The sequence below is a fragment of the Actinoplanes sp. NPDC048791 genome (assembly GCF_040650095.1).
Classification (GTDB): Bacteria; Actinomycetota; Actinomycetes; order Mycobacteriales; family Micromonosporaceae; genus Actinoplanes.
Genome location: NZ_JBEZGQ010001044.1, coordinates 1 through 2,822, shown reverse-complemented (window position 1 = coordinate 2,822; position 2,822 = coordinate 1). Strand labels below are relative to the sequence as shown.

Here is a 2,822-nt window from a genome sequence, read left to right as displayed (position 1 = left end):
GCATCCACGCCGAGCAGCACCGGGCCCCGGAGGAGCCGAGCGCGGCCCAGCGCCTGGCCGGCCAGCCGGACCAGCAGCGCGGCATGCCGACGCCACTCCCGGAGCCGATCCCGCTGCGGGTCGAGCCGGAGGAGACGGAGATCGCGGCGAAGCGGCTGGCCGCTCTGCTCCGCGACAACCCGACCCTGCTCCGCTCCCAGGACTGACGCCTCGCTCCTCAGTTGCCATAGTGATAGCGGCAGGCGAGGACCTGCACGCTGTCGTCGACCAGGCGGTAGACGAGGCGATGCTCGTGGTCGCTGCGGCGCGACCAGAAGCCTGACAGGTCGCCCCGCAGCGGTTCCGGCTTGCCGATGCCCTCATGGCCGTTGCGCATGATGTCCTCGATGAGCGCGTTGATGCGCTTCACCATCTTGCGGTCGTTCTGCTGCCACCAGGCGTACTGATCCCAGGCCTCGGCCCAGAAGGTGACCTTCACTCTGCGGCGCCGACTTCGTGCACTTCGCCCCGACCGGCGTCGAGCGCCTTGATCCCCCGGCGGAGAAATTCGGCGTTGGCCGGATTCCGCAGCAGGTAGTCGGTCTCTTTCATCGATTCGTACTGGTCGAGCGGGATGATCACCACCGGCGCGTGTCCGGAGCGCGTGACCACAACCTCTTCCTGGTCATCGACCACGCTGTCGAGAACGGCGGCCAGGTTCGCCCTGGTCTCGGTGTAGTTCAGCGTCCTCATATCAACCTCTCCGACAGCACGTACAGAAAATTGTACGCGCGCTCAGCTCGGCTCCGCCAGGCGGCCGATGGCTTTCTCGACGCCGCCGACGCGGTCGGCCAGCAGACCCACCGCGCCCACCGCGCGGCTCATCGGGTCGTCCCCGTCGCCGCCCAGCGCCTGCTCGCGCAGGAAGGCCTCCTTCACCTCGGCCCATCGCTTCTCCTGCTCGGGGGTCAGTCGCCCCCGCAGCTCGGCCAGCTTCAGCAGGTTCGCCTCGGCACCGGTCGTCAGTGTCTGCGCCTCGCCGCGGTAGTGGTCGTCGATCACCAGCTCCAGCTCGGCCTCGTTCATCACCGGGACGATGCGTTCGGCCAACTTGTTCATGTTGCGGTACGAGCCCTGCAGCTTGAACGGCGGCTCGGTGCGCGCCGCGTCGGACTGGCCGGCCGAGGCGATGTACGCCTGGTTGTTGCGCAGCACCACCCGTTGCACCCGGCGCATCTTGCGGAGCACCGACAGCACCTGTTCCAGCTCGGTCGCCGAGTACGCGTAGCTGAGCCGGTCGGGCCGTACCGAGTCGTCGCCTTCGGCCAGCCGGACCAGCAGGGGCAGGTCCGCCCGGTCGCGGCTGGACAACGGCGCCAGCACCTGGTTGGAGGTCAGGGCGTTCTCCAGGTACGACATCTCGAAGACGTCGTCGCGGCCGGCCAGGACGTCGCCGAGGTTCCACACGTCGGCCCGGTTGGCCAGCATGTCCGGGATCCGGAAGCGCTGCCCGCTCTCGGTGTACGGGTTACCGGCCATGCACACCGCGAACCGCTTGCCCCGCATGTCGTACGTGCGGGTCTTTCCTTCCCAGACGCCTTCCATCCGGCGCTGCGCGTCACAGAGGGAGATGAACTTCTGCAGCAGCTCCGGTGAGGTGTGCTGGATGTCGTCCAGGTAGAGCAGGACGTTGTTGCCCATCTCCAGCGCGAAGGAGATCTTCTCGACCTCCTGACGGGCCGTCGCGTTGGGTGCCTCGGCCGGGTCCAGCGAGGTGACGTCGTGGCCCAGGGCCGGCCCGTTGACCTTGACGAAGACCAGGCCGAGGCGGTTGGCGACGTATTCCATCAGGGTCGTCTTGCCGTAGCCGGGCGGGGAGATGAGCAGCAGCAGGCCGGACTGGTCGGTGCGTTTGGCGTCACCGGCCGCGCCCAGCTGGCGGGCCAGGTTGTCGCCGATCAGCGGCAGGTAGACCTCGTCGAGCAGCCGGTTGCGCACGAAGGCGGTCATCACGCCGGGCTTGAACTCGTCGAGGCGCAGGCGGTCGCGTTCGGCGGCGGCCAGGGCGGTCCGCTGCTTCTGGTACGCCCGGAACGCCGGCACCGCCGTGGCCCGGAACTCGCGGGTGCGGGTCAGCACCTCGTCGAGCCGCAAAGTGATCTTGCCGTCGACGATCCGCGGGTGATTGCCGAGCAGCCCGCCGACGGTCTCGGTCAGCGCCGCCGCGGAGTCGTACCGGGTCAGCGCGGTCCCGGTCAGTTCCAGTGCCACTGCCTCGGCGAGGTCGTCGGCCGACCCGGCGTCCGGCTGCGCGGCCAGGAAAGCGGTCAGCCAGGCGGTGACCAACTGCTGCCGGGCCTGCGGGTCGTCGGCCAGGGTGCGCAGATCCTCGGCGTACTCCCAGCTCGCTGCCGCCGGGCCGCTGCCCAGCGCCCGGTGGAAGCGCTCGACCAGGGTGCGGGCGCCGGCGCTGGTGACGAAGCCGGCCGGGGTGCTCGCCAGTTCTTCCACCAGGTATTCGCCCACCAGCGGCTCGGCCCCGGCCGCCGCGCTGAGCTCGGCACACAGCTCGGGCAGGGCGGATCCGGCCGAGCCGAACATCTCCCGGGCCCGGACCAGCGAAGAGGCCCGCCGGGCCCAGGCCTGTTTCCCGTCCGACCGTCCCGCCGCCACCCCTGACCGGACCGAAGACGGCTCGCCGTCGGCGAAGGCCCAGAAGAGCTGGGCCGCCGCGCGTACCGGGCCGGGATAACGCAGCAGGCCGGCGGCGGCGTGCAGCCGGACCAGCGCCTCCAGGATCAGGGCCGCGTCGGCGTCGTGGACTCCGCGCTCGTAGCCCTCGT

At 70.2% G+C, this 2,822-nt stretch carries 4 protein-coding genes; 1 reads left to right on the top strand and 3 read right to left on the bottom strand.

What is annotated here, in order from left to right; all coding sequences use genetic code 11:
* A partial coding sequence (locus tag AB0C29_RS41845; protein ID WP_360832921.1) for a hypothetical protein occupies window positions 1–206 on the top strand: 206 nt, incomplete at its 5' end.
* A gap of 11 nt (window positions 207–217) precedes the next feature.
* Here AB0C29_RS41845 and AB0C29_RS41840 read toward each other — a convergent pair.
* The 3 genes from AB0C29_RS41840 to AB0C29_RS41830 form a co-directional block, all read right to left on the bottom strand.
* Window positions 218–478, bottom strand: a complete 261-nt coding sequence (locus AB0C29_RS41840) for a Txe/YoeB family addiction module toxin (protein WP_360832918.1) — start codon at window positions 476–478, stop codon at window positions 218–220.
* Window positions 475–732 carry a type II toxin-antitoxin system prevent-host-death family antitoxin gene (locus AB0C29_RS41835; RefSeq protein ID WP_360832915.1) on the bottom strand — a complete coding sequence of 86 codons (258 nt, stop codon included), beginning with the start codon at window positions 730–732 and terminating at the stop codon, window positions 475–477. Before AB0C29_RS41835 ends, AB0C29_RS41840 begins: the two co-directional genes overlap by 4 nt.
* A 42-nt stretch (window positions 733–774) precedes the next feature.
* Window positions 775–2,822: ATP-binding protein (locus AB0C29_RS41830; RefSeq protein ID WP_360832912.1), on the bottom strand; the 2,048-nt coding region annotated here is incomplete at its 5' end.